The sequence below is a fragment of the Pseudonocardia broussonetiae genome (genome assembly GCF_013155125.1).
Lineage (GTDB): Bacteria > Actinomycetota > Actinomycetes > Mycobacteriales > Pseudonocardiaceae > Pseudonocardia > Pseudonocardia broussonetiae.
Map to the genome: position 1 here is coordinate 2,030,870 of NZ_CP053564.1, position 23,297 is coordinate 2,054,166.

Consider the following 23,297-nt stretch of genomic DNA (forward strand, 5'->3'; position numbering starts at 1 on the left):
TCCAGGGGTGGGGCGGATCGGTACGGCCACGGTGGCCCCCGCGCGCCGGGGCCACATCCGAGCCGACCCGGCGGGATCGCAGGGTTGTCCCGGTTCCGCCGGCTGCGCGCGCGGTGCACCATGCGGCCATGCCCCGGATCCCCGCGCACGTCTCGGGGCCGGCGATCGGCGCCGGCGTCACCGTGCTGGTGGCGGGCGGGTCCGCGCTCGGGTTCCAGCTCGGCAACCTGCACAACGGACTGCTCGCCGTCGCCTTCACCGCGGTCGGGCTCTACGTGGTCCGGCAGCGGCCCGGCAACCGCGAGGCCTGGCTGTTCGTCGCCACCGGGGTCGTCCACGCGGCGATGTACGCGGCCCGGCAGTACGGCCTCCACGTGCCCGCCCTGCCCGGCGCGGGATGGATCGGCTGGCTCGGTGTGTGGCCGCTGCCGCTGGTCCTCGTGCTGGCCGCGGTCACGCTGATGAGCTTCCCGACCGGGCGGCTGCCCTCGCCCGGCTGGCGTCCGGTCGTCGGGGCGCTGGCCGTGCTGGGGGTCGGGCTGTCGGCGGTGTCGGCGCTGTGGCCGGTCGAGTACGAGCGGGTGCCGCTGGCCGCGCCGCACCCGCTGGACCTCCCGGGCGCCGCGACCGCCGCCGCGGTCCACGGGTGGGCGGCGGCGATCGGCTACCCGGCGTTCCAGGCGGTCTGGGTGGTGTGCGTGGTCGTCCGGCTGGTCCGCGCGCGCGGCGACGAGGTGCGGCAGCTGCGGTGGTTCGTCTACGCCGTCGCGGCGACGGCGGCGGTCATGGTCGTCGGCCTGGTCGGGTGGGGGACGCCGGTGCCCGGCCTGCTGGCGGTGCCGCTGGTGCCCGTGGCCGCGGGCGCCGCCATCCTGAAGTACCGCCTCTACGACATCGACCCGGTGATCGTCACGACCCTGGTGTGGGGCGCGATGGCGGCGGTCGTGACGCTCGGGTACGCCGTCGTGGTGGTCGGGGTCGGCAGCCTGGTCGGCGGCTCGGGCACCCTGCTGGCGCTGCTCGCCACGGCGCTCGTCGCGGTGGCGTTCGAGCCGCTGCGCCTGCGGGCCCAGCGGCTGGCCGACCGCATCGTCTACGGCAGCCGCGCCACCCCCTACGAGGCCCTGTCGCGGCTGTCCGCCCAGCTGACCGGGCCGTCGAGCGGCCTGTTCGACGGGCTGTGCGCCACGGTCGCCGAGGGCACGGGCGCCCGGCGGGTCGTGCTGTGGACGGGTGCCGACGACGAGCTCCGCGCGGCGTCGGTGTGGCCGGCGGACGCCCCCGTCCCGGACGACGTGCGCACCCTCGACGAGCTGACGGTCGGCGGGCCCGCGGTGCCGGTGGCGCACGGCGGCCGGACGGTCGGGGCGCTCGCCGTGACGACGGGGGCGCGGGGCTCGCTGACGAGCGGTGAGCGCAGGCTGCTCACCGACCTGGCCGCCCAGGCCGGGCTGGTGCTGGAGCTGCGCGCGAGCGCCCAGCGGCTGGTCGCGGCCGGGGACGAGGCCCGGCGCCGGATGGAGCGCGACCTGCACGACGGGGCGCAGCAGCGGCTGGTCACGGTCGCGCTGGAGCTGGGCGGGCTCGTGCAGGCCGCGGAGGGCGTCGCCGCCGCGCTGGCCGAGCGGGCCGAGGCGGCGCGCCAGCAGCTGCTGACCGCGACCGCCGAGCTGCGCGAGACCGCGCGCGGGCTGCACCCGGCGGTGCTCACCCAGGACGGGCTCGAGGCCGCGCTCGGGTACCTGGCCGACCGGTCCGCCGTCCCGGTGCGGCTGCGCGTCGCCGTCGACCGGCGGCTGGCGCCCGCGGTGGAGGCGACGGCGTACTTCGTCGTCAGCGAGGGCCTCACGAACGCGGCCCGCCACGCCGGGGCGCGGATCACGACCGTCACCGCGGAGCTGACGGCCGACGGGCTGCAGCTGGAGGTCGGCGACGACGGGACGGGCGGGGCCCGGGCGCGGCCGGGGTCGGGCCTGGAGGGGCTCGCCGACCGCCTCGCCGCGCTCGACGCCCGGCTGGTCGTCGACACCGGGCCCACCGGCACCCGGCTGCGGACGGTGATCCCGTGCGGGTGATGCTCGCCGACGACGCCGTCCTGTTCCGCGAGGGGCTGGCCCGCATCCTCACCGAGATCGGCTTCGAGGTGACCGGCCGCACCGGCGACGGCGACGGCCTCGTCGACCTGGTGCGCCGCGACCCGCCCGACGTCGCGCTGCTCGACCTGCGGATGCCGCCGGGCTTCGCCGACGAGGGCATCGAGGCCGCGACGGCCATCCGGGCCGCGGCGCCCTCGGTCGGGCTGATGCTGCTGTCGCAGTACGTGGAGGTGCACCACGCGCTGCGGCTCATGACCGGGTTCGACGGCGGGGTCGGCTACCTGCTCAAGGACCGCGTCTCCGACCTGCAGGTCTTCGGCGCCGACCTGCGCAAGGTCGCCGGCGGCGGCACGGTGATCGACCCCGAGCTCGTCACGCGGCTCGTCGCCCGGCGCCGTGAGGACGACCCGCTGGGCGCGCTCACCGACCGGGAACGGGCCGTGCTCGGCCTGATGGCGCGCGGGCACTCCAACTCCGCCATCTCCGCCGACCTGCACCTCGCCGTCAAGACCGTCGAGGCGCACGTGACGTCGATCTTCACGAAGCTCGGCCTGGCGCCGGGCGACCGCGAGCACCGGCGGGTGCTGGCGGTCCTGCGCTTCCTGCGCGCGTAGGCCGTCGACGGTCCGGCGACGACCGGACGTGCTTGATCGAGCGGTGCACCTCTGTCACATTTGTTCAAACCACCGGTGGGAGAAGATCGTGTCGGACACCGCGCTGCGCTCCGTTGTGGAATCGACAACGGGGGGACCGGTGGACCGGTCGATCGGCCAGGCCCGGCCGGGCGGTCCGTCCCTACGGTCGACGCGCACGCGGCGCGCGCCCCTCCCCGCTGGACGGACCCGCGGCCGGTGCCCATCGGCGTCCACCCGGGAAGGCAGCATGTCGCACCTGCAGCAGTCGACGATCTGGGACGAGCCGGTCATCTGGGACCGGCTGGAGGCCCTGGCGCGCGAGGCGCCGGACCGGGACTCCATCACCTTCGGCTCCGCTCCCGCGCTGTCGCGGCGCGCGGTGCTCGACGCGGCGACGGCGGCGGCCTGCGGGCTGGCGCGCCGTGGTGTCGGACCGGGCGACCGCGTGGCGGTCATGGTCGGCAACCTGCCCGAGTACGTCTCGACGTGGCTGGCCTGCCTGCGCCTCGGCGCCACGCTCGTGCCGCTCAACACCGGCATGCGCGGGGACATCCTGCGGCACATGCTCGCGACCTGCGACCCGGGCGTGGTCGTCGTCGAGGCCCCGCTGCGGGCCCAGCTGTACCCGGAGCTCGCGGCGACCTGCCCGGCGGCCCGGCGCGTGGTGGTCGGAGCGGGGCCGGTCGACGCGGCGGAGACGACGTGGGCGGACGTCCTGGAGGACGGCGCCGTCCCGGCGCACCGGGGCGAGCCGGACGCGGTCGCGGTCGTCCTGTTCACCTCGGGGACGACCGGGCGGTCGAAGGGCGTCGAGTGGACGGTGCACACCGCACTGGGCCTGGCGAAGGGCGCCCACGCGGTGACCCGGTACGAGGAGAGCGACACCGGCTACGTGACGCTGCCGCTGTTCCACGCCAACGGGCTGTTCGTCAGCCTGCTGCCGGCACTGCTGGTGGGTGCCCACAGCGTCGTCGACGAGCGGTTCAGCGCCCGGACGTTCTGGCCGCGGGTGCGCGAGGTGCGGGCCACCGTCACCAGCCTGCTCGGCATCATGGCGCCGCTGCTGATGTCCGCGGAGCCGTCCCCCGGTGACCGTAACCACGTCCTGCGGCGCGCCCTCGTGGTGCCCGCGCCGGTGCGGCGCGCGGAGTTCGAGGCCCGGTTCGGCACGACCGTCCAGACCTTCTACGCGCTCAGCGACGTCGGCATGCCCCTGGGCGTGCTGTCCGGCGATGCCTTCCCCGACGGGGCGTGCGGGCGGGAGCTGCCCGACTGGGAGTGCCGCCTGGTCGACCGGCACGACCGGCCGGTCGGTCCCGGGGAGGTCGGCGAGCTGGTGGTCCGGCCCCGCTCGCCGTGGATCGCGGCGAGCGGCTACCGCGGCGACCCGGCCGCGACCGTCGCGGCCTGGCGGAACCTGTGGTTCCACACGGGCGACCTGATGACCCGGGACGACGACGGCTGGTTCCACTTCCGCGACCGGAGCAAGGACGCCATCCGGCGGTCGGGGGAGAACGTGTCGTCCTTCGAGGTGGAGTCGGTGATCGAGACCCACTCCGGGGTCGCCGAGTCGGCCGTCTTCGCGGTGGCCTCCGACCTCGCCGAGGACGAGGTGATGGCCGTGGTCGTCCCCGGCCGGCCCGGTCTCACGGCCGACGACGTCGCCGCGCACTGCCGGCGGCGCCTGCCCCACTTCGCCGTGCCCCGGTACGTGGAGCTGGTGGCGGAGCTGCCGAGGACGGCGTCGCAGAAGATCCGCAAGGCGGACCTGCGGCGCCGGGGGATCACCGCGCTGACCGTGGACGTCGGGCGCACCACGCGCCGCGGTGACGTCGTGGGCGCACGCCCGGCCGGGACGAGGGAGAGGGACTCATGACCGACACGCACCCCGCCACCGACGACGCGGCCGGCCCTGTGGACGGGGGCGGGGTGTCCGCGCTCGGCGACGCGGGCCTGCTGCTCGCCGAGCACGCCGAGGAGTTCGTCGGCCGGCAGGTGACGGCCCTGCACGAGCGGTTCAGCGTGTACCGGCCCGGGACCCGCATCGTGCCGGAGTCGTGCCTGACCTCCTCGGCGCGGCGCAACGTCCGGCGGGCCGCCACGACGCTGCGGGAGGGCCGGGCGCCCACCCCGGACGAGGTCGACGAGGCCTGGGTGGGGCGCGAGCGGGCCGAGCAGGGGATGGTCGCCGGCGACATGATGGACGGCTACCGCCTGGCCCACCGCGTCATCCGCGACGGGTTCATCGAGCTGTGCCGCGCGGAGGGCGTCGCGACGCCGACCGTGCTGGAGGCGGCGTGCCTGCTGTGGGAGACCGCCGACGCGGGGGCGTCGCAGGTCTTCCACGTCCGGCGCGACTTCGAGCTCGCGCGGGTCCGGCTGGAGCAGGAGCGGGCGGCGGAGTTCCTGCTCGGGCTGCTGCGCGGCACGACCGACCCGGAGCACCACCGGGAGCTGGTCTCGGCGTTCGGCCTGGTGCCCGAGCAGGAGTACCTCGCGGTCTGCGCCCTGCCCACGGGCGGGACGTCCGCCGAGGCGCTCCGGCTGCAGATCCTGTCGTCGAGCCGGCGCCACGGCCGCCCCGGCCTGGCGGTGGTCGACGGCGAGGAGGTCGTCGGGATCGTGCCGCGCCCGCCCGTGCTGGAGGACCTGCCCGCCGTCGTGGGCCTCGGCAGGCGGGCGCCGATGGCGGGCATCGCGGCGTCGTTCCAGGTGGCGCGGCGGGTCCGCCGCGCGGCGGGGCGCTTCGGGTCGGTCGGGGTGTTCACGCCCGACGACCTCGGGCTGCGCGTCGCGATCGTCGAGGAGAACGGCCTCGGCGCCATGCTCGTGGAGCGGTACTTCGGCCCGCTGCGGGCCGGTGGGCACGTGGGCAGCCAGCTGGAGGAGACCGTCCGCGCCTACCTGGACCACGGGCGCAACTCGGTGCGGACGGCCCGGGTCCTCGGCGTGCACCCCAACACGCTGCGCTACCGGCTCCGCCGGTTCGAGGAGGTCGTCGCCGCGGACCTGGAGAACCCCCGCTGCCTGGCCGAGCTGTGGTGGGCCTGCGAGGTGGCGCGCCTGGTGCCCGACGACGGGGACGCCGCCGACGGCTCCGACCGGCCGTTGTGAAGTGCACAAGCACCTCGCGCGCCGCTCGGCGTCGACGACAACGCCCCGGGCGCACGCACTGCCTACGTTCCCGGCATCGCCTAGGAAAGCCGAGGACGCCATGGCTGTCACACCCCCCGCGGACCCGACGAACGCCCCGGTCGCAGCGCAGGACGCGCGCCAGATGCGGCGCATCGGGCTGTCGGTGCTGATCGGCACCACCATCGAGTGGTACGACTTCCTGCTCTACGGCGCGGCCGCGGCCCTGATCTTCGGACCGCTGTACTTCCCGTCCGACAGCGCGGTCGCCGGCACCCTGCTGGCCTTCAGCACCTTCGCGGTGGGCTTCGCCGCGCGGCCCGTCGGGGGAGTGGTGCTCGGCCACTTCGGCGACCGGATCGGGCGCAAGCGGATGCTGGTGCTCTCGCTGACGCTGATGGGCGTGGCGACCTTCCTCATCGGCCTGCTGCCCACCTACGAGACGATCGGCGTCGCCGCCCCGATCCTGCTGGTCGCCCTGCGGATCCTGCAGGGCTTCGGCGTCGGCGGGGAGTGGGGCGGGGCGGTGCTGACCGCGGTCGAGCACGCCCGGCCCGGTCGGCAGGGGTTCTTCGGGAGCCTGCCGCAGGCGGGTGCGCCCGCGGGGCTGCTGCTCTCGACGCTGGCCTTCCTCGCGGTCTCGCAGCTGCCGGAGGACGTGTTCCTCGGCTGGGGCTGGCGGATCCCGTTCCTGCTCAGCGCCATGCTCGTCGGCGTCGGCCTGTACGTGCGGGCCAGCATCGCCGAGACCCCCGCGTTCCGGGAGGTCGCGTCCACCGACGGGCCGGAGCGCCTGCCGATCCTGACCGCGCTGCGCAGCTACCCGCGGCAGATCGTCCTCGCGACCCTGGCCATCGTGAGCAGCGGCGCCTACTTCTACGTCGTCAACACCTACGCCCTCGCCTACGCGACGGCCTCGGGGAACTTCACCCGGCCGCAGATCCTGGGTGCGGTGCTGGCCTCGGCCGCGCTGTGCTTCGTGGCGATCCCGTGGTGCGGCCACCTGAGCGAGCGGTTCGGGCGGCGCACGATGATCAGCGCCGGGCTGGTGGCCATGGCCCTGTGGATCTTCCCGCTGCTGGCCGCGATCGACTCGGGGAGCCTGCTCCTGGTCGTGCTCGCCTACCTGGTGAGCGCCCTGTGCTACGCGCTGTCCTACGGCTCGTTCGCCACGTTCATCGCCGAGCTCTTCGACGCCCGGGTGCGCTACAGCGCGGCGTCGATCAGCTTCCAGCTCGGCGTGCTCCTCGGCGGGGCGCTGGCGCCGATCGTCGCCACGGCGCTGGTGGCCCGGACCGGCGGGGCGTGGTCGGTCGCCGTCTACGTCGCGGTGCTCTCCGCGGTCTCCCTGGGGGCCGTGCTGCTGGTGCGGCGCTCCGACGTGGTCGCCTTGATCCGCCGGTAGGGCGACCCTCAGAGGTACTCGGCCCCCGTGTGGTGACCGGGGGCCGGGTCGGCGAACGGGGCGAAGCGGAACCGCACGCGCCCCGCCCCGGCGACGAGGCCCCCGCCGCCGGGCTCCTGGTCGGCGGTGTCGGTGCGGTGGGTGGTGATCACGCCGGCCGCGGAGACCGCGTCGAGCTGCGCGAGCAGCCGGGCCAGGGCGGCGGGGGCGTCGCCGGGGTCGTCGGAGGTCTGGACCAGCGTGCGGTGCAGGACGGTGGCGGTCCAGCCCTCGCGGCTGCCGCTGCCGATCGAGGCCGACAGCACCACGTCGAGCAGCCAGCGCGACGGCTTGCCGGCCACCGCCGGGGTCCGGTGCGCGTCGATGCCGACCACCTGGTCGGCCCGCACCAGCCCGTCGCCCTGGGTCTGCACCCACACGTTCGTCAAGCTCACCGTCGCCTCCCACGTCCGGAACCACTACCGCTGGATACCCGAAGAATACCTCTTGCACCAGAGCAAATCTGCAGCTATCGTTACAAGTATCTGGAGCCGACCCACCACCTCCAGGTCTGCTCCGGAGCATCGCGCCCCAGTCGTCGATGAGGGAAGGAGTGGATGGCGATGCTGATGCGCACCGACCCGTTCCGCGAGCTGGACCGGCTCTCCCACCAGGTGTTCGGACCCGGCACCTGGTCCCGGCCCGCCGCGATGCCGATGGACGCCTACCGCGCCGGCGACCAGTTCGTGGTCGCGTTCGACCTGCCCGGGGTGTCGCCCGAGGCGATCGAGCTCGACGTCGAGCGGAACGTGCTGACCGTGAAGGCCGAGCGACGGCCCGAGGCGACCGGAGAGCACGTCGAGATGCAGGTGGCCGAGCGTCCGCACGGGGTGTACTCCCGGCAGCTGTTCCTGGGCGACACCCTCGACACCGACCACGTGCACGCCTCCTACGAGGCGGGCGTGCTGACCCTGCGGATCCCGATCGCCGAGAAGGCGAAGCCCCGCCGGATCAGCATCGCCGGCGCGGAGAACGAGCAGCGGGAGATCAACGCCTGACGGAGGCGGCGACACCAGACGGAGTCAGCGACACCAGCGAGGGCAGTGACGTGAGCGGAGACGTGAGCGAGCGCGAGGGAGGCGCCGCGGCGTTCGGCGACGTCGTCTGCGCCGACGACGACCTCCTGCGCACCGAGTTCGACGCGATCGTCGCGGCCAACTTCCCGGACCGGGCCGCCGCCCGCCCGGACCGGCGCACCCCTGCTACGCCGGTCCTGGTCGGGACGGCCCGGCTCCCGGAGCGGGACGACGGGTACCGGCCGCCGCAGCCACCCGTCCCGCCCGGCCCCACCGGCGTGCCGCTGCGCCGCCAGGCCCGGCAGCGGGGGCCACCGACCGCGACGACCGACACGACCGGGAACGCCCCGCCGACGACCACCCGCTCGCCGGCGGGGCCTACCCCTGTCCGCGACCTAGGGTCGGTGCATGAGCAACGACGCCCAGACCCTCGGCACCCAGACCCTCGGCACCCAGACCCTCGGCACCCAGACCCTCGGCACCCAGACCCTCGGCACCCAGACCCTCACCGTGCCGCACCTCGGCACCTCCACCGTCGGCTACCGGTTCGGGAAGCCCTACGACCCCGCCCTGCCGACGCTCGTGCTCGTCAACTCCTTCAGCACCTCGGTCGACCTCTACCGCCCGCAGTTCGCCGACCAGGAGCTCGGCGGGGCCGCGAACCTGCTCGCGATCGAGCTGTACGGCCACGGCCTGACGCGCGCCACCTGGGAGCACTTCACCTACTGGGACAGCGCCGTCGCGAACCTGCAGGTGCTGCGCGAGCTGGGCATCGAGCAGGCGTTCGTGCTCGGCACGTCGCAGGGCGGGTGGGTCGCCGCCCGGATGGCGCTGCTCGCGCCCGGCGTGGTCCGGGGGATCGTCCCGCTCGGCACGTCGATGGACCACGAGAGCCAGCGCAGCCGCGAGCTGGGCTGCTGGGACGGCATCGAGTTCTGCACCCCGTCGATCGACGCGCTCGCCGAGCCCGTCGGCGACGACTGGGTGGTCGCCGAGGAGTTCGTCGACGCCGTGCTCGGCGCGGGCCTGGGCGCCGACGTCGCCGACGACGAGCGCGCGTTCTGGTACGCGGCGCACCAGCGCCACTACGCGGGCGACGACGGACGCCGACGGCTGCGGACCGCCACGATCAACCTCCGCGACCGCGACGGCCTGCACGCCCGCCTCGGCGACGTCCGCTGCCCGGTGCTGTGGCTGCAGGGCACGGCCGACGAGGTCTACTCGGTGGCCAACGCCGAGGAGGAGATCCGGATGTTCACCGGCTCCGCGGACGCCGAGCTGCGGGTCGTCGACGGCGGGCAGCACTTCATGAGCGCCTCGCACCCGGCCGTGGTGAACGCGGCGGCGGCGGAGTTCGTGCGCCGCTTCGCCTGACGGCTCGGCCTCAGCCGAGCAGGTCGAGCACCCGCTCGGGCGGCCGGGCCACCACGGCCCGGTCGCCCAGCACGACGATGGGCCGCTCGAGCAGCGCGGGCTCGGCCACCAGCGCGTCGAGCAGCGCGTCGCGGTCGGCCGAGGCCAGTCCGAGCTCGCGGTAGCGCGCCTCGCCCGTGCGGGTGATCGCGCGCGGGTCGTCGGTGCCGAGCTTGCGCAGCACGTCCTCCAGCGCGGCGCGGTCCGGCCCGTCGTCGAGGTAGCGGACCAGCGTCGGCTCGATGCCGCGCTCGGTGAGCAGGGCGACCGCGCCGCGGCTCTTCGAGCAGCGGGGGTTGTGCCAGACCGTCGGTGTCTCCACGGCGTCGAGCGTAGCCAGGCCGGGTGTCGCCTCCCGACGTAGCGGCGACGCCGCCGGCCGCGCTCCCCGGCGACAGCGCCGGACCGCGTCGACGTCCTACCCTCGTCCCTCGTGCAGGACACGGCCCCCACCCGCTCCGACGCCCTGCTGGCCGTCGCGGTGACGAGCCTGGTCGCGGCGGCCGTGGTGGCGGAGGGGGGCCCGCCCGCGCGGGTCGCGCTGGCCGGCGCCTTCGCCGTCGGGTTCGGCGCGCTCCTGCTGGGCGGGCGCCGCCGCCCGGTGGCGGTGCTCGTGGCGACGGCGGCCGGGATGGTCGCCTACTACTGGCTGGACCTGCCGCCGATCGGGCTGGCCGCGCCGGTGGCGGCCGCCCTGTACCTCGCGGCCGAGCGGGGGCGGGTGCGCGCGGCGGCGGGCGTCGCCGCCGCGCTGCTCGCGGTGTCGGTGGCCGCGCGGCTCGCCGAGGGCGACGACCCCGGCTTCGTGCTCGGCCTGCAGCTCGGGTCGGAGGCCGTGACCGTGGTGGCCGTGATCGCGCTCGGCGACGCCGTGCGCAGCCGCCGGTCCCTGCGGGCGGAGCTGCGGCGCCAGGCGGACGCGGCCGCGGAGGAGCGGCGGCGGGAGGCGGCGCGGCAGGTCGACGCCGAGCGCGTCCGGGTCGCGCGGGAGCTGCACGACACCCTGGGCCACGCCGTGTCGGTGATCGCGCTGCAGTCCGCCGTGGCGCAGGAGGCGATCGACGACGGCGCGACGGACGCCGCGCGCGGTGCCGTCACCACGATCCGGGAGGTGACCGGGGGCGTGATGACGGAGCTGCGCGCCACCCTCGGGACGCTCCGCGCCGGGTCCGGGACGCGGGAGCCCGCGCCGGGCCTCGACCGCCTCGGCGCGCTCGCCGAGGGCGTGACCCGCAGCGGCCTGCCGGTGGAGCTGCGGGTGAGCGGCGCGACCGCGGGCGTGCCGGCGGTCGTCGGCACCACCGCCTACCGGATCGTGCAGGAGGCGCTGACCAACGCGCTGCGGCACGCCGGGGCGCACCGCGTCACCGTCGTCGTCGACGCGTCGCCTGCCGGGCTGGTGGTGGAGGTCGTCGACGACGGGCGCGGCGGGCCCGTCACCGAGCGCGGCCACGGCCTGCACGGCATGGCCGAGCGGGTGGCGCTGCTCGGCGGCACCCTCGTCGCCGGCGACGCCCCGGGTGGCGGCTTCCGCGTGCACGCCTCGCTGCCGTCCGGAGGGGCCCGGTGACCGCGCTGCGCGTGGTGCTGGTCGACGACCAGCACCTCGTCCGGGCCGGGCTGCGGGCGCTGCTCGAGCGCGCGCCCGACATCACGGTCGTGGGGGAGGCCGGCGACGGCGCGATGGGCGTCGCCGTGGTGCGCGCCGAGCGCCCCGACGTCGTGCTGATGGACGTGCGGATGCCCGGCACCGACGGCCTCACCGCCACGCGGCGGATCCTGGCCGACCCCGCGCTGGCCGCCGTCCGCGTGGTCGTGCTGACGACCTTCGACGACGACGAGCACCTCTTCGAGGCCATCCGCGCCGGGGCGGCGGGCTTCCTGCTCAAGGACACCGCCCCCGACGCCCTGCGCGACGCGGTGCGCACCGTGGCCGGCGGCGACGCGCTGCTCTCCCCGGCCGTCACCCGCCGCGTGCTCGCCGCAGCCGCGCGGTCACCCGTCGCGCGGCCCGAACGGCTCGCCGGGCTCACCGCGCGCGAGCGGGAGGTCCTCGCCCACGTCGGGGCCGGCCGGTCGAACGCCGAGATCGGCGCGGTGCTGCACCTGAGCCCCGACACCGCCCGCACCTACGTCAGCCGCCTGCTCACCAAGCTCGCCGCGCGCGACCGCTCCCAGCTCGTGGTCATCGCCTACGAGAGCGGGCTGGTGCGGCCGGGCGAGAACGACGGCTGACGGGAGTCCTACGAGGACCGCGTCCGGTCGTGCAGCCAGGCCAGCGCCCGCCACACCGGCCGCTGCACCACGTCCGGCACGCCGTGCAGGGAGAACGACAGGTCGTGCCGCACGTTGACGGCCGCGAGCCCGCCGAGCGGCGGGACGCGCCCGGCCCGGGCCAGCACCCGGAACTGCTCCTCGAGCGGGCCGGCCGGCGTCTCGCGCATACGGATCCGGGCGGGCTCGTCGAAGGGGTTGGCGAACGCGTGGGTCACGGTGGGCGGGACGGTCGCCGACTCGCCCGCGGACAGCACGACCGTGTCCGAGCCGACCACGACGCGCAGCCGCCCCTCCACGACGGTGAACGTCTCTGCCTCGAACCGGTGGCGGTGCCGCGGAGGGCCCGCGAGGCCGGGCGGCAGCAGGGCGTCGATCTCGAAGACGCCGCCGTCGCCGTCGCGACCGGAGACGAGGACGGTGATCGTCTCGCCCGTCGGCATGCGCAGCACGCGGTCGGGACCGGGGGGCGGGATGCTCATCGTCGGACTCCTCCGAGGTCGGGGAACAACCAGGTCAGACCGCGTTCGGCGGCCCGGGAGTACTCCTCCCGGCCGGTGTCGCGCCCGTGGGCGAGGTCCTCCAGCGCCGCGCACCGCGCGAAGAACGCGGTGCGGTGCCGGAGCTCCGGACCGTCCTCGCCGTAGGCGTCGAGCACCGCGTCGAGGAACGCCGGGCCGAAGTCCCGGAGCAGCCGGGCGAGGTCCAGGGCGGGATCGGTGACGGCGGCGTCGGACCAGTCGATGATCCCGGTCAGCCGGCCGCCGTCCTCCAGCAGGTGCTCCGCCCCGAGGTCGGCGTGCGCCGGCACCAGCCGGTCGGCGGGCCGGGGCACGTCGGCGCGGACGGCCCGCAGCAGGTGGTCGGGTCCGGTGAGCCCGTCGAGCCACTCGTGGGGGTCGGCCGGGTCGACGGGGAGCAGGTCCCCGACCTCGCCGCGGCCGATGTCGTGCAGCGCGCGCAGGTCCCGTCCGAGGCGCGTCGCGGCGTCGGCGGGCGGGGTCCGGCCCAGCAGCGGCCGGCCCGGCAGGAAGCGGTGGGCGATGACGCCCCGCGCCGGGTCGGCGAACCGCGGCTCGGGCACCGGGACCGCGAGGCGGCCCGCGACCAGCCGCAACAGCGCTGCCTCCCGCACCACCGCGGCGCGGGCGTCCGGCGCCGCGACGCGCACGACCAGGTCCCCGACCCGGAACGCGCGGTGGTCCAGCCCGCCCCCGAGGTCGGCCCACTCCTCCCCGCCGTGGCCGGGCGCGTGCTCGGCCACCGCGGCCGCGGCCCGCGCCCGGGCGCTCACGCCCGCCCTCCCGTCCCGGAGCGGTCCTCCCCGGCGACCCGGCGCAGCAGCAGCGCCACGGCGCCGGCGACGACGCCGACCAGCGTGCCGGTCACGAGGCTCGACACCACCGCGGCGGCGCGCAGGAGCACCTCCGCGACAGCGGGACCGGTCCCGGCGAGCGCCCCGCCGAGCGGCGGGGTGCGTCCGCCGAGGGCGGCGTCCCACAGCAGCTGGTGGCCGGCCGCGAGGAGCACGCCGTAGAGCGCGCCGACCACCACGACCGTCGCGAACGGGCGCGGAGGCCGCCACCACAGCACCGCCGCCACCCAGCACGCCGGCGGGACGACGACGAGCAGCCCGGTGAGGAGGGTCCCCTCCTCGACCACGCCGAGGTCGTGCAGCACGACCCGCGGGGCGGCCAGGGCGGCCAGCCCGACGAGCGCGGGCCAGGAGAAGCCGAGGCGCGCGGTCACCGGCCGACCCCCACCGGCGTGACGGCCGCCGGCACCGCGGTGGCGCGGACGCGGCGCAGGAGCGCGACGAACGCCAGCACCGCGGTCACCCCGCCCCCGGCCAGGCGGACCCGGTGGCCGGCGACGAACTCCCCGGCCACCTGGCGCAGGTGCTCGGGGGTGTGGGTGCCCACGGGGTCGACGAACATGATCTCGTTGCGGGGCCAGAAGAACAGCACGGAGAACAGGAACTCGCAGGCGACGAACACCGCCACCGCGGCGGCGACCCACCACCGCAGGCCGGGGTCGCGCCAGGTCAGGGCGACCGCGGCCAGGCCGGTCACGACCACCGAGGCGCCCAGCGGCGGGAAGTAGTCGCCCGGCCCGCCCGCCACGAGGAACTCGCGGGCCCGCTCCAGCGACGCCGGGGCGTCGCCGAAGATGTTCGGGTAGAGCATCACGGTCTCGGCGGCCACGCCGCCGAAGGACAGCATCGCCGTCCACACGAGGGCGACGAGCACGATCGTGGTGGGTGTCGGGCGGGACATCGGTGCGGACCTCCGTCGTCGGCGTGCGGCGTCCCGGGGTGGGACGCCGTCGCCGAACGACGCTAGGGACGTCCACGCGCCCGGTCTGCCGAGCGCGGGCGCGACCCGGGGTCGCTCCTCGACGTACCGCCCGCCCCGCCGGACCGCTCCGCCGCGCGACTCCCGCGCCCGCCCGTCAGCTCCCAGCTCGCGACGACCTCGTGGCGGGCGGTGCCGCCCGGCCCGGCGCCGAGGTCGCTGCGGACCATGTGCAGCGCCGACGCCGTCCACGGACGGCCGGCGAAGCCCGCCAGCGCCTCGGCGAAGGGCCGCAGGTCCGGCGCGGGCGGGCGGACCCGGGCCAGCGTGAGGTGCGGGCGGTACGGCCGGTCCTCCACGGGCAGGCCGGTGCGGCGCGCGGCCGCGCGGACGGAGCCGGCGAGCAGGCGCAGCGCCGGGCGGTCGCCGTCGACGCGGGTCCACAGGACCCGGTCGCCGAACCGGCCGCCGCCGGCCAGGGCCAGCTCGACGGGCGGGTGGCGGCGCGCCGCGCGGGCCAGCCGCTCGACGAGCCGGTCGCACGTCGGCTCGTCGACCTCGCCGAGGAACGCCAGCGTCAGGTGCCACTGCGCGGGCGGGGTCCACCGCAGCCGCGGCTCGTCGGGGAGCGCGCGGACGGCGTCGGCGAGCTCGTCGAGCGCGGACGGCGGGGGCAGCAGCGCCACGAAGGACCGCACGGCCTACCCCGGCGGGGGCAGCGGCGGCAGCAGGTCCCGCAGGCGCCGCGCGGCGGGTGCGGGCAGGGTGCGCCGGCCCTGGATGTGGACGAACACCGGCCGCAGGTGCTCGTCGGCGAGCAGGTCGGCCCGCGGCACGAACGGGTCCAGCAGGTGCAGGACGCCCCGGCCGGTCCAGGCGCGGCCGTCGCCGGGCTCGGCGTCGGTGAGGAAGTCCAGGACGCCGGCGATGCCGCGGTCGGCGCCCGCGCGGTAGACGACCGCCCGCGTCCCGGCGGTGGTGGAGCGCAGGCAGCACACCGACGGCCGGTGGACGGGGCCGTCGGCGGCGGGGAAACCGTCCGGCCGCCACACCAGCACGCAGCTCGGGTCGGGGATCGGGTCGCGGGCACCCACGCCGCCACGGTATCGGTCCCGGGGACCGGGAGTGGCGCGACGACCCCGTCGACGGCAGGCTGTGCGGGTGGACGACGAGCTCACCGAGCTGCGGAGGCAGCTGGAGCTCCTCCGGCTCCTCACCGACGCGACGGCCGCCCTGTCGGGCGCCGCGACACCGCTGCAGGTCGCGGAGGTCGCCGTCGAGCAGTACGAGCGGCTGCTGGGCACGTCCTCGGTCGCGGTGTTCGAGCTGCGCGGCCGCGACAGCCTCGACGCCATGACGCTCGGCGGCTGGGCCCAGGGCGCCCGGGACGCGTGGACGACGATGCCGCTCGACGCCCCGGCACCGGTCGCGGAGGCCGCGCGCACCCGCACCCCGGTGTGGACGGAGAGCGCGGCCGCGTGGCGGGAGCGCTACCCGCACCTCGTCGAGATGCTCGACGGCTACGGCTACCGCGGGGTGTTCGGGCTGCCGCTGCTCGCGGGCGACGAGCTGGTGGGCGCGCTCGGCGTCGGCCTCACCGAGGACCGCACGCTCGACGCCGCCGAGCGGGAGGCCGTCACGGCCCTGGGCGCGCAGTGCGCGCAGGCGGTGCAGCGGGCCCGGCTGCTGCAGGTCGAGAGCGAGGCCCGGCGCACCGCGGAGCGGTTCAGCGCGATGGTCGCGGCGCTGTCCCGGTCGCGCACGCCCGACGAGGTGGTGGCCGCGATCGGGGAGGCGGCGGCGTCGCTGGGGGCGTCGGCGTCGGTCGTCGCGGTCCGGACGGGGGACCGCCTCGACCTGTCCGGCTCGGCCGGCCCGGCGCCCGGGCCGCTGCCGCTGGACGCGGCGCACCCGCTGTCCTACGCGGTCCGCACCGAGGAGCCGGTGTGGCTGGCCCGGCGCTCGGAGCTGGCGTGGCGCGACCGCAGCTTCGCCGCGTCCCCCGGCGCCCCGGAGGTCGACGTCGCGGTGCCGATGTTCCTCGACGACGGCGCCACCGGCGCGATCGGGATGGTCTTCGAGGGGGCGCCGCCGCACTTCTCGCGGGAGGAGCGCCGGGCGATCCGCACGCTGGCGGCGCAGTGCGCGCAGGCGCTCGACCGCGCGCGCCTGCAGCAGGTCGAGCACGACATCGCCGAGGCGCTGCAGCGGAGCCTGCTCCCCGTCGGGCTGCCCGAGCTCGCGGAGCTGGCCTTCGCCGCCCGCTACCTCCCCGGCACCGAGGGCGTGCAGGCCGGCGGCGACTGGTACGAGGTCGTCGAGCTCGACGACGGCCGCGTCGCGATGGTCGTCGGGGACGTGGTCGGCAAGGGCGCCGAGGCGGCCGCGCTGATGGGGCAGCTGCGCACCGCGCTCTCCGCCGCCCTGCTGCGCGGCGACTCCCCGTCGCAGGCGCTGCACCAGCTCGACGCCTTCTCGGCCCGCGTCCCCGCCGCCCGCGCCTCGACCGCGGCCTGCGTGCTCGTCGACCGGGCGACCGGGGCGCTGACGTGGGCGAGCGCCGGGCACCCGGCGCCGCTGGTGGTGGCGCCCGACGGGGCCCGGCTGCTCGAGGGCCGGTCCGGGTCCGTGCTGGGGGTGGGCACGGCCGCGCCCGAGCCGTTCCCCGAGCACCGGTTCGAACTGCCGGTCGGTGCGGTGGTCGCCCTCTACACCGACGGGCTCGTCGAGCGCCGTGACGAGGACCTCGACGCCGGGCTGGCGCGGCTGGTCGAGGCCGGGGGCCGGTCGGGCGACCGGCCGCTGGACCAGGTCGTCGACGGCCTGCTCGACGACCTGCTGGGCACGACCGGGCCGGCCGACGACGTCGCCGTGGTGCTGTGCCGGCGGACCCCGGCGCCGTGGTCGCTGCGCATGCCCGCCGTGGCGGAGGAGCTGGGCGCGCTGCGCCGGGAGGTGGAGCGCTGGGGGAGCGCCTGCGGCCTGCACGACGAGCAGCTCTACGACCTGCAGATCGCGCTCGGCGAGGCCGTCGCCAACGGCGTCGAGCACGCCTACCCGGGGGGCCCGGGCGAGGTCGCGGTCGCCCTCGCCCGCCGCGGCGACGGCTCGGTCGCCGTGGAGGTCGGCGACTCCGGCACCTGGCGGCCCCCGCCGACCGACCCGGGCCACCGGGGCCGGGGCCTCGCGGTCATCCACGCGCTGGCCCGGGACGTGGAGGTGGCCCCGGGCGGGGGCGGCACCCGCGTGTCCTTCCGGGTGCCCCCGACGCCCGACGCGCCGCCGGCGCGGACCTGGACGGGGCAGCGGACATGGACGGGGCAGCGGCCGTCCCGGCAGGACGCGCGGATGGAGGTCCGCGCCGACGCGACCGGGCCGTGCGTGGTGGTGACCGGGGACCTCGACCTGCTCGGCGCCACCGCGCTGCGCGACGGGCTGCGGGCGGTCGTCGACGCCGCGGACCCCGGCTCGCACCTGGTCGTCGACCTCGACGGCGCCGGCTACGTCGCCAGCGCGGGCGTCGCGCTGCTGCTCGACACCGTCGAGCGCGCGCGGGACCGCGGCCTCACCGCCCGGGTGGCGATGCGCCCGGGCGGGGCGCTCGCCCGGATCCTCGCGGTGTCGGGGGCCGGCGACCTCGGCGCCGGGTGACGGCTCAGCCGAGCACCTCGTCCAGCCGCGCGGCGAACTCCGCGGGCTTGCCGGCGTAGCCGAACTCGCCGCCGAGGAACCCGCCGTGGTGGCTGGGGAACACCACCGGCTCCTGACCGAGCATCGCGGCGACGCCGCGGGCGGTGCGGGCGGTGAAGGTGTCGCCGGTCTCCTCACCGACCGCGAGCACGATGCGGGTCGGCGAGGCCCGGAGCGCGTCGACGTCGGGGCGGAAGTCGGAGACGGCGAGCGAGCGGTCCGACAGGAGCGGGTCGTCGCGGGAGCCGTCGTCCTCGCTCGGCATGCCGAAGGCGGCGGGGTCCGGGGCGGGCTGCGCGAAGTACTCGTCGGTGTACTCGCCCGGCCACGACGTCATCGCGATGAACGCGGCCATGCCCGCGCCGGAGCCCTTGGCCCGGTAGGCCTCCATGAACCCGGCCTGGGCGCGCCGCGCGGCGTCGGCGTCGGGGAGCGCGGCGATGACCGGCGGCTCGTGCGCGACGAAGGTCCGCACGTCGCCGGGGTGCGCGGCGACCAGGGCGAGCCCGGCGACGGCACCGCCGCTGCTGCCGAACAGGTCGACGGGCCCGGTGCCGAGCGCCTCGATCAGCGCGTGGACGTCGCCCGCCTGCACCTCGGGCACCATCTCGACGCGTCCGTCCTTGCGCACGCTGCGGCCCAGGCCCCGCGGGTCGTAGGCGACGACGGTGCGGCCGGGCAGGTGCGAGGCGAGCGTCGCGAAGCCGGTGGCGTCCATCGGCTGGCCGATCGCGAGCAGGACGGGCCGCCCGTCGGCGGTGGGGAGGGGGCCGTGGACGTCGTAGGCGAGGTCGACCTCGGGGGTCTGCAGGACGTGTGTCGTCGTCATGCCCTGTGGACGTCCGGCGGGGCCGGAACTCATCGCGCGAACTGCCGCGCCGAGGATCCACTATCGGTGAGATCGTCTCCTATGATGGATCGATGCCCCGGCTGGCCGCGGCCGCGGCGGCCTTCGGGCCCGATCTCGAGTTCGACCTCCGCCGCGTCGGCACGCTCATCGAGCACGCCCGCCGGGACGGCGCCGACCTGCTCGTGCTGCCCGCCGGCGCGCTCGGCGGGCACGTCCCCGGCGCCGGCGACCCGTCGATCGTGCTCGACCTCGACGACCCGGTCCTGGAGCGGGTGGCGCGCCTGGCCGGGCCCCTGGTGGTCTGCGTCGGGTTCCGGCAGCGCACCGGCGGGGGCTGCCACAACGCCGCCGTGTGCCTGCACGGCGACGGGGTGCTCGGCACGCACCACAAGGTGCACCTGCCGCCCGGCGAGGCGGCCGTCTACGCGCCGGGCTGCTCCTTCGACGCGTTCGACACGCCCGTCGGCCGGATCGGCATGCTGATCGACTACGACAAGACGTTCCCGGAGTCGGCGCGCTCGCTCGCCCTCGACGGCGCGCAGGTCCTGGCCTGCCTGTCGGCCTGGCCGACCAGCACCACCCACCGCGCCCCCCGCATGAACGACGACCGCCAGTCGCGCCTGTTCGACCTCTACGACCGCGCCCGCGCCGCGGAGAACCAGGTCGTCCTCGTCTCCTCCAACCAGACCGGCAGCCACGGCGGCACGCGCTTCCTCGGCCAGGCGAAGGTGGTCGGCCCGGACGGCGACGTCCTGGCCCGCACCTGGGGCAAGGCCGGGATCGCGACGGCCGACGTCGACGTGCCCGACCGCGTCCGCGAGGTGCGCCGGGTGCTGCACCACCTCGTCGAACGACGGCCGGAGACCTACCGGTGACCCGACCTATGCTCGGGTCGTCCGGCCCCGCCCCGCGTGAAGGGAACCCGATGCCGCGCACCGCCCCGCCCGCCGACGTCGACCGCCGGGCCGACGACCTGCGCGCCCGGCTCGCCGAGGAGTCCGGCGTCGTCGTCGCCTACTCCGGCGGGGCCGACTCGGCGCTGCTCGCCGCCCTCGCGCACGAGGTGCTGGGCGCGCGCGCCCTGGCCGTCACGGCGGTGTCGCCGAGCCTGCCCGAGTCGGAGCGGCGCCGGGCCGCGGCGTTCGCGGCCGACCGCGGGTTCGCCCACGTCGAGGTGCGCACGCACGAGTTCTCCGACCCCCGCTACGTCGCCAACGCGGGCGACCGCTGCTACCACTGCAAGAGCGCCCTGTTCGACGCCGTGGCGCCGCTCGCGGCCTTCGCGGGCTCGGTCGTGGCGCTCGGCACGAACCTCGACGACCTCGGCGACCACCGGCCGGGCCAGCGCGCGGCCGCCGAGCGCGGCGCGATCGCGCCGATGGTCGACGTCGGGCTGACGAAGGCGGAGGTGCGGGCGATCAGCCGCCGGCTCGGGCTCGACACCGCCGACAAGCCCGCCGCGGCCTGCCTGTCGTCGCGGGTCGCGTACGGCGACCCCGTCACCGCCGACGTGCTCGCGCGCGTCGAGCGGGCGGAGGACGCGCTGGCCGCGCTCGGGTTCGCGCAGTGCCGCGTCCGCGCCCACGCCGCCGGGACCGTCGGCCGGGTCGAGGTGCCGGCCGCGGAGCTCGGGCGGGCGCTGGACCTGCGGTCGGAGGTCGTCGCCGCGGTCCGGGGTGCCGGGTTCGCGTTCTGCGCGCTCGATCTCGACGGGTTCCGCAGCGGGGGCATGAACGTCCTGCTCGGGGTGCCGACCGTCGGCGCGCGATGACGGGCGGGCCCTCCGACCCCGGCTTCACGGACCTGGGCTTCGCCCGCCCCGACACCGACCGCGAGGCCCGCTCCGGCCTGCCCGAGGTCGTCTACGGGCCGGGCAAGGCGCCCGGGCAGGTCGCCGCCGTGGTCACGACGCTGCTCGCGGCCAACTCCGGCCCCGTCCTCGTGACGCGCGTCGGGCCCGACACCGCGCGCGAGGTGCTGGCCGCCGTGCCCGGCGGGCACCACGACCCCGACGCCCGGCTGCTGGTCTGGCGGCCCGCCGCGCCGCTCGGGTTCCGGCTCGCCGTCGTCTCCGCCGGCACCTCCGACGGGCCGGTGGCCGCCGAGGCCGCGGCGGTCGCGACGGCCGTCGGGCTGACGGTCGACGCCGTCGCCGACGTCGGGGTCGCCGGGCTGCACCGGCTCCTGGCCGTGCGCGAGCGCATCGAGTCCGCGCACGCCGTCGTCTGCATCGCCGGGATGGAGGGGGCGCTGCCCAGCGTCGTCGCCGGGCTGGTGAGCCGCCCGGTCGTCGCCGTGCCGACCTCGGTCGGCTACGGCGCCGCGCTGGAGGGCGTGACGGCGCTGCTGGCCATGCTCACGTCGTGCGCGGCCGGCGTGACGGTCGTGAACATCGACTCCGGCTTCGGCGCCGCGATGGCCGCCCACCGGCTCGCCGCGGCCGTCTCCCGGGGGACCGACCGGTGATCGTCTGGCTCAACCCCGTCGGCGGCGTCTCGGGCGACATGCTGCTCGGCGCGCTGATCGGCCTGGGCGCTCCCGTCGACGGCGTGCGCGAGGCGGTCGCCTCCACCGGGCTGACGGGCTGGGACCTCGAGGTCACCGAGGTCCGGCGCGGGGCGCTGCGGGCCACCCGCGCGACCGTCCGGGTCGAGGCGCAGCCGCCCGAGCGGCGGGCGGCCGACCTGCTCGACATCGTCGCGCGGGCCCGGCCCGCGGGGGTCGCCGAGACGGCGGGGCGGGCCCTCACCGCGATCGCGGAGGTCGAGTCGCGGCTGCACGGCGTGCCGGTCGACCAGGTGCACCTGCACGAGATCGGGGGCGTCGACACCGTCGTCGACGCGGTCGGGGTGGCGGCCGCGCTCGCCCTGCTCGACGTCGACGCCGTGCACTGCGGCCCGCTCCCGATGGGCACCGGGACGGTGCGGACGGCGCACGGCGTCATCCCGCTGCCCGCCCCGGCCACCGCGGCGCTCGTGGCCGCCGCGGGCGCGCCCGTCACCGCGGGCGGCGACCGCGAGACCGTGACGCCGACCGGGATGGCGCTGCTCCTGGCCCTGGGCACGCGGTTCGGGCCGGTGCCGGACATGACCGTGTCGGCTGTCGGCTACGGCGCCGGGGGCCGCGACGACCCCGGCCGCGCCAACGTCGTGCAGGCGCTGCTCGGCACGGCCCCCGACCCCGGGGCGGCCGGGGAGGTCATGCCGATGACGCTCCTGGAGACCACCGTCGACGACGTGCCGGGCGAGGTGCTCGGCCACGTGCTCGACCGCGCCCTCGCCGCCGGCGCCGCCGACGCGTGGATCACGCCCGTGACGATGAAGAAGTCGCGGCCCGGTCACACCGTCCACCTGCTCGTCGCGCCGGAGCGGGCCGCGGCGTGCGAGACGCTGCTGCTGCGCGAGACCGGCAGCCTCGGGGTCCGCCGGCGCACCGTCGACCGGCGCGCGCTGCCCCGGCGGACGAGCACCGTCGACGTCGGCGGGCACGCCGTGCGCGTCAAGCACGGCCCGTGGGGGGCCAAGCCCGAGCACGACGACCTCGTCGCGGCGGCCGCCGCGCTGGACCTCCCGCTGCGCGAGGTCGCCGCGCGGGCGGCGCGCGCCCTCACGTGACGCTGAACGTGATCTCGGGCGGCTCGGCCAGGGTGCGCGTGACGTAGCAGACCCGCTTCGCGGCCTCGACGAGCTTCTCCAGGTCGGGGCCCGCGGGGGAGTCGGCGTGCACCTCGATCCGGAACGCGCGGAAGCGCGGCCCGTCGTAGGTGCCGGTGACGTCGACGGCCAGGCCCTCGAGCTCGACCTTCCGCTTCGCGGCGGTCCAGGCCACCGCGATCGTGAAGCAGGAGGCGATCGAGGCCAGCAGCAGCTCGGTCGGCTGGGGCCCGGAACCGGCGCCCCCGACCGACTCCGGCTCGTCGGAGACGACCTCGAAGCCGCCCGCGTCGACCTCGGCCCGCAGCCCGCCCGCCCAGCGCGCCGAGACGCTCCGCTCGGTCGCGCTCACGCCCGCGCCCCCCGTGCAACACCGGTGCAACCGGGGCGGTCCAGAGTGCTGCGCATCACACGAGCCGGGAGTCGCTGATGACCGCAGTAGCCCACGCCCCGCTCCGGCTGGTCACCTGCCGGGACGCCTGTCCGGCCGGACCGCGCCGGGCCCACCACGACCGCCTGCTGACCGTCGACACCGACACCGACGCGCTGCTGGAGCTCATGGAGCTCGCCGTGACCTGGCACGAGCTCGATCATCCCCGCGAGCGCCTGGTACCGCCCGTGGAGTGGTCGACGTTCGCCGAGCGGCACCACTGGGTCTGCCCGGAGCGGGCCGGGCAGGCGTTCCTGCTGGCGGTGGACGTCGTCGACCGCGGCGCTCCGCGACGGCGCGCACCGCGGGGCCGGACGACGATGCTGGACCTGGTCACGGGCTGACGTCACGTATCGGATAGTAGAAGTCC

At 76.9% G+C, this 23,297-nt stretch carries 25 protein-coding genes; 15 read left to right on the top strand and 10 right to left on the bottom strand.

Features of this window, described 5'->3' with window-relative positions:
- The first annotated feature begins 128 nt into the window (after positions 1–128).
- The 5 genes from HOP40_RS36370 to HOP40_RS10020 all read left to right on the top strand — a co-directional run bounded on the left by HOP40_RS36370 (position 129) and on the right by HOP40_RS10020 (position 7,268).
- Complete coding sequence (locus tag HOP40_RS36370; protein ID WP_172156967.1) at positions 129–2,075, top strand: GAF domain-containing sensor histidine kinase; 1,947 nt, start codon at positions 129–131, stop codon at positions 2,073–2,075.
- Entirely contained in the window at positions 2,066–2,710 is a 645-nt protein-coding gene (locus HOP40_RS10005) for a response regulator transcription factor (RefSeq protein WP_172156969.1), read from the top strand. The genes HOP40_RS36370 and HOP40_RS10005 overlap by 10 nt, the downstream gene beginning before the upstream one ends.
- Positions 2,711–2,978: 268 nt before the next feature.
- Positions 2,979–4,607 carry an AMP-binding protein gene (locus tag HOP40_RS10010; RefSeq protein ID WP_172156971.1) on the top strand — a complete coding sequence of 543 codons (1,629 nt, stop codon included), beginning with the start codon at positions 2,979–2,981 and terminating at the stop codon, positions 4,605–4,607.
- On the top strand, positions 4,604–5,845 hold the full coding sequence (locus HOP40_RS10015) for a PucR family transcriptional regulator (RefSeq protein ID WP_172156973.1): 1,242 nt from the start codon (positions 4,604–4,606) through the stop codon (positions 5,843–5,845). Before HOP40_RS10010 ends, HOP40_RS10015 begins: the two co-directional genes overlap by 4 nt.
- Positions 5,846–5,945: 100 nt before the next feature.
- Positions 5,946–7,268 carry an MFS transporter gene (locus HOP40_RS10020; protein ID WP_240157607.1) on the top strand — a complete coding sequence of 441 codons (1,323 nt, stop codon included), beginning with the start codon at positions 5,946–5,948 and terminating at the stop codon, positions 7,266–7,268.
- A gap of 8 nt (positions 7,269–7,276) precedes the next feature.
- Here the strand turns inward: HOP40_RS10020 and HOP40_RS10025 are convergent, their stop codons facing one another.
- On the bottom strand, positions 7,277–7,702 hold the full coding sequence (locus HOP40_RS10025) for a hypothetical protein (protein WP_172156975.1): 426 nt from the start codon (positions 7,700–7,702) through the stop codon (positions 7,277–7,279).
- A 168-nt stretch (positions 7,703–7,870) separates the two neighbouring features.
- Here HOP40_RS10025 and HOP40_RS10030 point away from each other — a divergent pair, with 168 nt between their 5' ends.
- Complete coding sequence (locus HOP40_RS10030; protein ID WP_172168146.1) at positions 7,871–8,305, top strand: Hsp20/alpha crystallin family protein; 435 nt, start codon at positions 7,871–7,873, stop codon at positions 8,303–8,305.
- Between the two features lie 426 nt (positions 8,306–8,731).
- On the top strand, positions 8,732–9,697 hold the full coding sequence (locus HOP40_RS10035) for an alpha/beta fold hydrolase (RefSeq protein WP_172156977.1): 966 nt from the start codon (positions 8,732–8,734) through the stop codon (positions 9,695–9,697).
- A 10-nt stretch (positions 9,698–9,707) separates the two neighbouring features.
- Here the strand turns inward: HOP40_RS10035 and arsC are convergent, their stop codons facing one another.
- Complete coding sequence (arsC, locus tag HOP40_RS10040; RefSeq protein ID WP_172156979.1) at positions 9,708–10,058, bottom strand: arsenate reductase (glutaredoxin); 351 nt, start codon at positions 10,056–10,058, stop codon at positions 9,708–9,710.
- Between the two features lie 111 nt (positions 10,059–10,169).
- On the opposite strand from arsC, the gene HOP40_RS10045 reads away from it, so the two are divergent.
- Together HOP40_RS10045 and HOP40_RS10050 are read left to right on the top strand one after the other, a co-directional pair.
- Positions 10,170–11,306 (top strand): sensor histidine kinase, encoded by a 1,137-nt coding sequence (locus HOP40_RS10045; protein ID WP_172156981.1) that lies wholly within the window; start codon positions 10,170–10,172, stop codon positions 11,304–11,306.
- A complete protein-coding gene (locus HOP40_RS10050; protein ID WP_172156983.1) occupies positions 11,303–11,971 on the top strand; it encodes a response regulator transcription factor in 669 nt (222 codons plus the stop codon). The genes HOP40_RS10045 and HOP40_RS10050 overlap by 4 nt, the downstream gene beginning before the upstream one ends.
- 8 nt (positions 11,972–11,979) lie before the next feature.
- Here HOP40_RS10050 and HOP40_RS10055 read toward each other — a convergent pair whose 3' ends face one another.
- The 6 genes from HOP40_RS10055 to HOP40_RS10080 all read right to left on the bottom strand — a co-directional run bounded on the left by HOP40_RS10055 (position 11,980) and on the right by HOP40_RS10080 (position 15,398).
- Positions 11,980–12,492 carry a cupin domain-containing protein gene (locus HOP40_RS10055; RefSeq protein ID WP_172156985.1) on the bottom strand — a complete coding sequence of 171 codons (513 nt, stop codon included), beginning with the start codon at positions 12,490–12,492 and terminating at the stop codon, positions 11,980–11,982.
- Entirely contained in the window at positions 12,489–13,304 is an 816-nt protein-coding gene (locus HOP40_RS10060; RefSeq protein ID WP_172156987.1) for a phosphotransferase, read from the bottom strand. Before HOP40_RS10060 ends, HOP40_RS10055 begins: the two co-directional genes overlap by 4 nt.
- Positions 13,301–13,759 carry a hypothetical protein gene (locus tag HOP40_RS10065; RefSeq protein WP_172156989.1) on the bottom strand — a complete coding sequence of 153 codons (459 nt, stop codon included), beginning with the start codon at positions 13,757–13,759 and terminating at the stop codon, positions 13,301–13,303. Before HOP40_RS10065 ends, HOP40_RS10060 begins: the two co-directional genes overlap by 4 nt.
- The gene (locus tag HOP40_RS10070) at positions 13,756–14,286 is read right to left on the bottom strand and encodes a DUF1772 domain-containing protein (RefSeq protein WP_205347146.1); all 531 of its coding nucleotides are present in this window, start codon (positions 14,284–14,286) and stop codon (positions 13,756–13,758) included. Before HOP40_RS10070 ends, HOP40_RS10065 begins: the two co-directional genes overlap by 4 nt.
- A gap of 62 nt (positions 14,287–14,348) precedes the next feature.
- Positions 14,349–15,002, bottom strand: a complete 654-nt coding sequence (thpR, locus tag HOP40_RS10075) for an RNA 2',3'-cyclic phosphodiesterase (RefSeq protein ID WP_172156991.1) — start codon at positions 15,000–15,002, stop codon at positions 14,349–14,351.
- A gap of 3 nt (positions 15,003–15,005) precedes the next feature.
- A complete protein-coding gene (locus HOP40_RS10080; protein ID WP_172156993.1) occupies positions 15,006–15,398 on the bottom strand; it encodes a hypothetical protein in 393 nt (130 codons plus the stop codon).
- A 67-nt stretch (positions 15,399–15,465) separates the two neighbouring features.
- On the opposite strand from HOP40_RS10080, the gene HOP40_RS10085 reads away from it, so the two are divergent.
- Positions 15,466–17,955: a SpoIIE family protein phosphatase gene (locus HOP40_RS10085; RefSeq protein WP_172156995.1), complete on the top strand. Its 2,490-nt coding sequence runs from the start codon at positions 15,466–15,468 to the stop codon at positions 17,953–17,955.
- A gap of 4 nt (positions 17,956–17,959) precedes the next feature.
- On the opposite strand, the gene HOP40_RS10090 is transcribed toward HOP40_RS10085, so the two are convergent.
- On the bottom strand, positions 17,960–18,823 hold the full coding sequence (locus HOP40_RS10090) for an alpha/beta fold hydrolase (protein WP_172156997.1): 864 nt from the start codon (positions 18,821–18,823) through the stop codon (positions 17,960–17,962).
- A gap of 92 nt (positions 18,824–18,915) precedes the next feature.
- Between HOP40_RS10090 and HOP40_RS10095 the strand changes: the two genes are divergently transcribed.
- Genes HOP40_RS10095 through larC form a run of 4 tightly spaced genes read left to right on the top strand, consistent with a single transcriptional unit; the run spans position 18,916 to position 22,458 of the window.
- Complete coding sequence (locus HOP40_RS10095) at positions 18,916–19,719, top strand: carbon-nitrogen hydrolase family protein (RefSeq protein ID WP_172156999.1); 804 nt, start codon at positions 18,916–18,918, stop codon at positions 19,717–19,719.
- Positions 19,720–19,769: 50 nt separating this feature from the next.
- Positions 19,770–20,615, top strand: coding sequence for an ATP-dependent sacrificial sulfur transferase LarE (gene larE, locus HOP40_RS10100; protein ID WP_172157001.1), 846 nt, complete (start codon positions 19,770–19,772; stop codon positions 20,613–20,615).
- A complete protein-coding gene (gene larB / locus HOP40_RS10105; protein WP_172157013.1) occupies positions 20,612–21,310 on the top strand; it encodes a nickel pincer cofactor biosynthesis protein LarB in 699 nt (232 codons plus the stop codon). The genes larE and larB overlap by 4 nt, the downstream gene beginning before the upstream one ends.
- A complete protein-coding gene (gene larC, locus HOP40_RS10110; RefSeq protein WP_172157025.1) occupies positions 21,307–22,458 on the top strand; it encodes a nickel pincer cofactor biosynthesis protein LarC in 1,152 nt (383 codons plus the stop codon). Before larB ends, larC begins: the two co-directional genes overlap by 4 nt.
- Here the strand turns inward: larC and HOP40_RS10115 are convergent.
- A complete protein-coding gene (locus HOP40_RS10115) occupies positions 22,451–22,849 on the bottom strand; it encodes an OsmC family protein (RefSeq protein WP_172157027.1) in 399 nt (132 codons plus the stop codon). The genes larC and HOP40_RS10115 overlap by 8 nt on opposite strands.
- Positions 22,850–22,926: 77 nt before the next feature.
- Between HOP40_RS10115 and HOP40_RS10120 the strand changes: the two genes are divergently transcribed.
- Entirely contained in the window at positions 22,927–23,271 is a 345-nt protein-coding gene (locus tag HOP40_RS10120; RefSeq protein ID WP_172157029.1) for a hypothetical protein, read from the top strand.
- Positions 23,272–23,297 lie beyond the last annotated feature (26 nt).

Excerpts from the sequence above, each read along its gene's own strand:
- HOP40_RS10070 (WP_205347146.1), bottom strand. The coding sequence starts at position 14,286 with ATGTCCCGCCCGACACCCACCACGATCGTGCTCGTCGCCCTCGTGTGG.
- HOP40_RS10035 (WP_172156977.1), top strand. The coding sequence starts at position 8,732 with ATGAGCAACGACGCCCAGACCCTCGGCACCCAGACCCTCGGCACCCAG.
- HOP40_RS10030 (WP_172168146.1), top strand. The coding sequence starts at position 7,871 with ATGCTGATGCGCACCGACCCGTTCCGCGAGCTGGACCGGCTCTCCCAC.
- HOP40_RS10120 (WP_172157029.1), top strand. The coding sequence starts at position 22,927 with ATGACCGCAGTAGCCCACGCCCCGCTCCGGCTGGTCACCTGCCGGGAC.
- larE (WP_172157001.1), top strand. The coding sequence starts at position 19,770 with ATGCCGCGCACCGCCCCGCCCGCCGACGTCGACCGCCGGGCCGACGAC.
- HOP40_RS10090 (WP_172156997.1), bottom strand. The coding sequence starts at position 18,823 with ATGACGACGACACACGTCCTGCAGACCCCCGAGGTCGACCTCGCCTAC.
- HOP40_RS36370 (WP_172156967.1), top strand. The coding sequence starts at position 129 with ATGCCCCGGATCCCCGCGCACGTCTCGGGGCCGGCGATCGGCGCCGGC.
- larB (WP_172157013.1), top strand. The coding sequence starts at position 20,612 with ATGACGGGCGGGCCCTCCGACCCCGGCTTCACGGACCTGGGCTTCGCC.
- HOP40_RS10015 (WP_172156973.1), top strand. The coding sequence starts at position 4,604 with ATGACCGACACGCACCCCGCCACCGACGACGCGGCCGGCCCTGTGGAC.
- HOP40_RS10055 (WP_172156985.1), bottom strand. The coding sequence starts at position 12,492 with ATGAGCATCCCGCCCCCCGGTCCCGACCGCGTGCTGCGCATGCCGACG.
- HOP40_RS10095 (WP_172156999.1), top strand. The coding sequence starts at position 18,916 with ATGCCCCGGCTGGCCGCGGCCGCGGCGGCCTTCGGGCCCGATCTCGAG.
- HOP40_RS10010 (WP_172156971.1), top strand. The coding sequence starts at position 2,979 with ATGTCGCACCTGCAGCAGTCGACGATCTGGGACGAGCCGGTCATCTGG.
- HOP40_RS10020 (WP_240157607.1), top strand. The coding sequence starts at position 5,946 with ATGGCTGTCACACCCCCCGCGGACCCGACGAACGCCCCGGTCGCAGCG.